Annotated in this window: 6 protein-coding genes and 1 pseudogene; 4 read left to right on the forward strand and 3 right to left on the reverse strand. The window is 70.1% G+C overall.

Features of this window, described 5'->3' with window-relative positions; all coding sequences use genetic code 11:
* The first annotated feature begins 395 nt into the window (after window positions 1-395).
* From ND748_RS23890 to ND748_RS23905, 4 genes are read left to right on the forward strand one after another with little or no spacing between them, the layout of a single operon-like run.
* A complete protein-coding gene (locus ND748_RS23890; protein WP_251748201.1) occupies window positions 396-827 on the forward strand; it encodes a hypothetical protein in 432 nt (143 codons plus the stop codon).
* Between the two features lie 29 nt (window positions 828-856).
* A complete protein-coding gene (locus tag ND748_RS34725) occupies window positions 857-1,627 on the forward strand; it encodes a phosphotransferase (protein WP_251748202.1) in 771 nt (256 codons plus the stop codon).
* Window positions 1,628-1,679: 52 nt separating this feature from the next.
* On the forward strand, window positions 1,680-1,913 hold the full coding sequence (locus tag ND748_RS23900; protein ID WP_251748203.1) for a hypothetical protein: 234 nt from the start codon (window positions 1,680-1,682) through the stop codon (window positions 1,911-1,913).
* Window positions 1,906-2,379 carry an NUDIX domain-containing protein gene (locus ND748_RS23905; protein WP_251748204.1) on the forward strand — a complete coding sequence of 158 codons (474 nt, stop codon included), beginning with the start codon at window positions 1,906-1,908 and terminating at the stop codon, window positions 2,377-2,379. Before ND748_RS23900 ends, ND748_RS23905 begins: the two co-directional genes overlap by 8 nt.
* Here ND748_RS23905 and ND748_RS23910 read toward each other — a convergent pair.
* From ND748_RS23910 to ND748_RS23920, 3 genes and pseudogenes are all read right to left on the reverse strand, one after another.
* A complete protein-coding gene (locus tag ND748_RS23910) occupies window positions 2,376-3,191 on the reverse strand; it encodes a hypothetical protein (RefSeq protein ID WP_251748205.1) in 816 nt (271 codons plus the stop codon). The two genes, ND748_RS23905 and ND748_RS23910, sit on opposite strands and share 4 nt — an antisense overlap.
* The gene (locus ND748_RS23915; RefSeq protein WP_251748206.1) at window positions 3,188-4,018 is read right to left on the reverse strand and encodes a vWA domain-containing protein; all 831 of its coding nucleotides are present in this window, start codon (window positions 4,016-4,018) and stop codon (window positions 3,188-3,190) included. The genes ND748_RS23910 and ND748_RS23915 overlap by 4 nt, the downstream gene beginning before the upstream one ends.
* A gap of 154 nt (window positions 4,019-4,172) precedes the next feature.
* Window positions 4,173-5,219, reverse strand: a pseudogene (locus tag ND748_RS23920) (hypothetical protein); the annotation flags it as partial.

A 5,219-nucleotide genomic window follows, 5' to 3' on the forward strand; every position in this document is an offset into this window, starting at 1 on the left:
AATTAACCCCCGGGCCGTTTGAATATTAACTAGGGGGGCGCCCAGGTTTTGGGGGTTGGGGGGAAAACCCCCCCCGCAAAGCGCTAAACCGAAACGTTTCGTCGCATCGTTGCGTAACACATGCAACGAAACAGAAGTGACGATTCAGGGTGGATGGGGCAGCAGGTTTCCAGTGCCTCTGGGCGCTTCCGGCCGCCCGAGTTCCACGGGCGCACCGGGGACGAACCCGCGATGCCCCTAGTGCCGCCCCTACCGCCAGCGTCCGAGGGTGATCACTCTGGTTCTGGGCGCCCCGGGGCAGGCACAGCGGCCACACCCGACCGGGGCGCCCGCCTAGCGGCCCTGGTGCGCCTTGTCGTCCACGTGGGTGCACCGCAAGCGGGAAGGAATCCGAGATGAATGCTGCGCGCGAACTGGTCGCCCCCGACCTGTTTGACCGTCTCACTGAGAGGGTCATGAAGGACGAGGGCCACGACCGCGACCACTCCGAAAGGGTCGTCGATCAGGCGTTGGACTTCCTGAAGGCGTGCGCCGACAGTCCCGGTGCGGGCCTCGGACCGTCGACGGCCGTCGACGCCGGATGGCACGCCTTCCTGCTCCACACCCGCGACTACGCGAGATTCTGCGCCCGCCTCGCGGGCCGGTTCATCCACCACGAGCCCACCGACGGCGACAGCTCGCGCGCCGATACCCTGCACCGGACCATCACCGCCGTGTGCGCCACCGGGTACGAGGTGGACGAGAAGTTGTGGGCTCTTCCGGGGGACTGCGACGGCAAGCCGTCGTGCAACACCACGTGTAATCACCCCCGCCATGACTCCGACTGATCTTCGGTAACGCCATCGAAGGGAGCGCCGTGACCCGGATCGTGTGGGCCGAACTGCCGAGCACGGTTCGGCGTGAGGTGGAAGAACGGGCGGGACGTGTCACGGCGTCCCACCCTGCCGACGGGGGCCGCTCTGACCTCACGGCGACGCTGGAAACCGACCGCGGCCTAGTGTTCATCAAGGCAGCGCAGGGGCGACCCTTCGCCCCGTCCCTACGCAACGAGGCTGCGACCAACCCGTACGTGCGGGACATCGCGCCCGCGCTCCTGTGGCACGTCGAGGCGGACGGATGGACCGTCCTCGGCTTCGAACACGTGGCAGGGCGGCAGGCGGACTTCACTCCCGGCTCGCCGGATCTTCCCCTCTTCCGTGCAGCCCTTGACCGACTCCAGTGCATCCCCCTGCCACCGCACGCCACGGCCAGGGTCGAACAGCACTACGGCCAGGAACCCGCCATGACCGGCGAGGCCCTGCTACACACCGACCTCAACCGCCACAACGTTCTGATCACTGGCCAGCGGGCCATGATCGTGGACTGGGCCTGGGCATGCCGGGGCGCGCCGTGGGTGGACTTGGCGTTGGTCGCCTTCCTGTTCATGGTCGCCGGTCACAGTGTGGAAGAAGCCGAGGCGTGGGGCGCCACCTTTCCCACCTGGGTGGACGACGGCGCGCTGACCGCGTTCGTGACGGCCAACGAGCGGGTGTGGCACCAGGCCGCAGGGATGGACGCGCCGGGGTGGAAGCTCCGGGCCGCGCGCATCGCGGAGCGCTGGGCGGAACAACGTCAAGCGACTTTATGAGGTGTCGGCACGGATCAAGTTGTCCCTGACCCACCTGCAAGACGCCATCGGGGTGCCAGGGGTTCATATCCACCTGCACAGTACGACGCTCTACAGCTCCATCTACCGCTTCGACGACGTCCTGCTCGCGAACACCCACGTATTTGGAGCTCCGGCCGCTCAGAGTCCAGTGATCCACCTACAGCGGATCCCGGGCGGTCGCCTGTTCGACCACTACATGAGCAGCTTTGACCGGGTGTACTCCGGCTCCGTGCCGGTAGAGGGGAGCGTGGCCCACCGTGGCTAGAAGAGACTTCTACGACGACCCGGCCGCACCGAAGCCGAACTCGATAGTCCCGGCGGCTACCGTCGTCGTTCCCGATGAGCAGAATCGGGTGCTGCTCATCCGCCGGTCGGACAACGGCCGTTGGGCGCTTCCGGGTGGCCAGATGGAGGTGGGCGAGTCACTGCCCGAAGCAGCAGCGAGAGAGGCCAGAGAAGAGACCGGGCTGACCGTCGAGATCGTCGGCATCCTCGGGACCTACACCGACCCACGCCACGTGATCGCCTACGACGATGGGGAGGTCCGGCAGCAGTTTGCCCTCTGCTTCGAGGCACGGATTACCGGCGGGACGCTGCTGGCGGACGGCAGCGAGGCAAAGGAAGCACGCTTCGTCGCAGCGGAGGACCTCGACACGCTGAACCTGCACCCGTCCATGCGCCTGAGAGTTGATCACTACCTTGCCCGCAGGCCGACACCCTACATCGGCTAGGAGCGGGTCGGTCGACGGCTGCGTGGACTGGTGCGCAGGCGGACGGTGAGGAGGGTGAGGTCGTCGGTGTCCACGGCGCCGATGGCGCGCTGCGCGGCGAGATGGTCGCGAAGGTCGTCGGGCGGGCTGTGGATGACCCGGTGTAGCCCGCCGAGGTCGTGCAGGGCCAGCGTAAGCAGCCAGCGGGCGACGGCATCCGTGGCGAGCAGCAGGGTGTCACCCGCGGCCATCGAGCCCGAGGCCCGTTCCACCCCGGCGGAGTCCATACTGGCCGCGAGCAGGTGGGGATGGCCGGGTACCAGACGCGGGGTGTCGGAGAACTGATCCGGGGCGGCCAGGGGGAAGGACGTGAGCACGCCGGCGGCGGTCACCTGCAGCAGGCAGGAGTCACCGATGGCAATGGCCTTCCAGGCTGCGCGGCCCTGCTCGTCGACCATCAGCTGCAGCCCGAGGAACGTGGCGTAGGCGCTGGTCACCGCGCCGGGACCCTCGTCGAGCCAACGGGGCCCGACCGCCTGGGGAAGGGTGGCCGCGTGCTGCCTGGCCACGGCGAGGAACCATTCCCGCAGGTCGGCATCGCTGGCCTGGCCCTGGGGCGGCTGGCGGACGTAGGCGCGGACCAGCGCCTGCGCCCACAGGTGCACGTCGCGTCCGGCCGAGGCACCGTCGGCGACGGCGAACCGACCATTGCGTTCGCTCGCGGCCGCGCCATCCTCGATCGGATCGATCTCGTTCTTCGGTAGCCGCAGGATCCGCGCACTGCACCGCGGCGGTGCCTGCGGGCGCGCGTGGTCCCGGCGGCCGGCGGTCACCGACGGTCGTCGGTCAGGCTGGTGCCGACCCGCAGCGCCAGCACGAGGTCGTCGGGTGCCGCGTTCGCCACGAAACCGCGGGACCCGACGGAGAGACTGACAGCGGTGCCCGATTCCGCCCTTGTGCGCATCTCCTGCGGGATCTCGCTGGAGGTGTCGAACAGCAGGCGAAGGAACTCGTCGTCCGCGGGCAGCTCCGCGGGGCTGGCCGGGAAACGCACCGAGGCCGACAGGCCGTCGGAGAGGCTCACGTTGAACAGCAGCAGGTCCCCGTCCCGGGTGTGCAGCGAGCGCAGCCGGTCGGCCCAGGTGCGCACCTCGTCGCCATCCCCGTCGGTCGCCATCCCGTCGGTGATGTTGATGACGATCGGCGGGTGGGACCGCTGGTGCCCCGAGGCCCAGCCGCTGGCCAGCCGACCGGCCTGGTTGAGAGCCAGGCACATCGGCGTCTGACCGGAGGCGAAGGGTTCCACCCAGACGGGCTTGGAACGTCCGTCCCGTTCCTCGTGTCGCAGCACCGCGGAGAACAGCTCCGGGATCGACGCCAGCCACTGGCCGGTCAGCGGACCGCCCAGCAGCGAGCGCACCTCCTGCCCGCAGTAGCCGAGCACGGCCAGGTCGTAGTAGGCCCGCGGAGTCGGCTCGGTGTGGACCTTCCGACAACGCCGCATGATCATCGCGATGGTGTCGTTGACGATGTCGGCCAGCAGCTCGGCCCGCGAGACGGTGGAGCGGCCGCCGACCGGCAGGTTCATCGAGTCGGACTGGTCCAACAGGAAGATGACGCACCCCGGGGTGGTGCGGTCGATCGACTGGGAGTAGGGCACGGACCGGCTCCTAGCGGTGGGGACGGCGCCGAGGTCGGCGGGATGTGCACGGGATCGTTTTCCGGTCGGGGATGATCATGGTCGGGCGGCAGGCGGCAGGCGGCAGGCGGCAGGCGGCAGGCAGCCGGTCGCGGGGCGGAGCCGGGGGCGACCCTCAAGAGACCAGCGCCCGTAGCAGTCCGACGCGGTACGCGAGGACGAAGACGACACCGAAGACGGCGAGGAACAGGGCGACGTAGGCGAGGGCGCGCGCCGGGCCCGACCGGGCCGCGCCGTCACCCTCGTTCGCGTCGCTGTACTCGGTCAGGCCGGCGCCGACGTCCGACTCGCCGGGCCAGGACCAGGTGGCGTCGGGATCCGGCGGGGCCGCCGCGGGCTCGTCCCACCAGCGGTGGACGTCGTCGGGCCCGGCGGGACGGAGCAACGATGCCGGCCGTAGGAGCCCCTCCGACCGGGCCCGGCGACTGCCGTCCAGCAGGCCGGCCAGGTCCCGGCCGGAGTCGGCCGGGCCGTGGCAGAGCTCGCGCAGCAGTGACACGAGCCGACGGACGTCCCGGTCGGGACTGCTGTTCAGCCGGTCCCACAGCGGGGTCTGGTCCGGATGCGCGAGATCGTCGTCGGTGAGCACCAGGTTCTCGCCGTTGTGGTGTGGCCCCCAGAGGTCCGGCTCGACGGCCAGCGCGCGCAGGGAGAGGTAGATGACCAGGGCGGAGAACGTGTCGACGGTGCGGCCCCAGTCGCCGCGTCGCCGCCGGGGATGCTGGTAGTGCCGATGACCGGTCTCGTCCGGCGGCAGGTGGGCGACGGCCGGCAGCCAGACGCCGTCCAGGTCGACTGCCTTCAGCTGCCCGTCCCCGGTGACGAAGATGTTGTTCTGCTGCAGGTCGCCGTGCGCCACGTCGGCCGCTGCGAGCGTGGCGGCGAACTCGGCCCAGTTCCAGGCCAGACCGCGCAGCCTGGCCGGGTCCTTCGCGAGCACGTGTTCCACCTGGCCGGCCAGTGACCGGCCCTCCACCCGCTCCATGACGATCACCGGCCACCAGGTGCCGTCGATCTCGACGCCCTGGTCGATCCACTCTGCCTCGGCGAGCGCGGCGGCCAGCCGCGGATGGGCGGCTCGCCGGGCAGCGAGCTTCTCGTAGCGACGGCTCGCACCGGCGCCCAGGTCGCGGGTCGGGCAGCGCAGCGCCACGCCCTGCGC

Source organism: Frankia sp. AiPs1 (assembly GCF_023716945.1).
GTDB lineage: Bacteria > Actinomycetota > Actinomycetes > Frankiales > Frankiaceae > Frankia.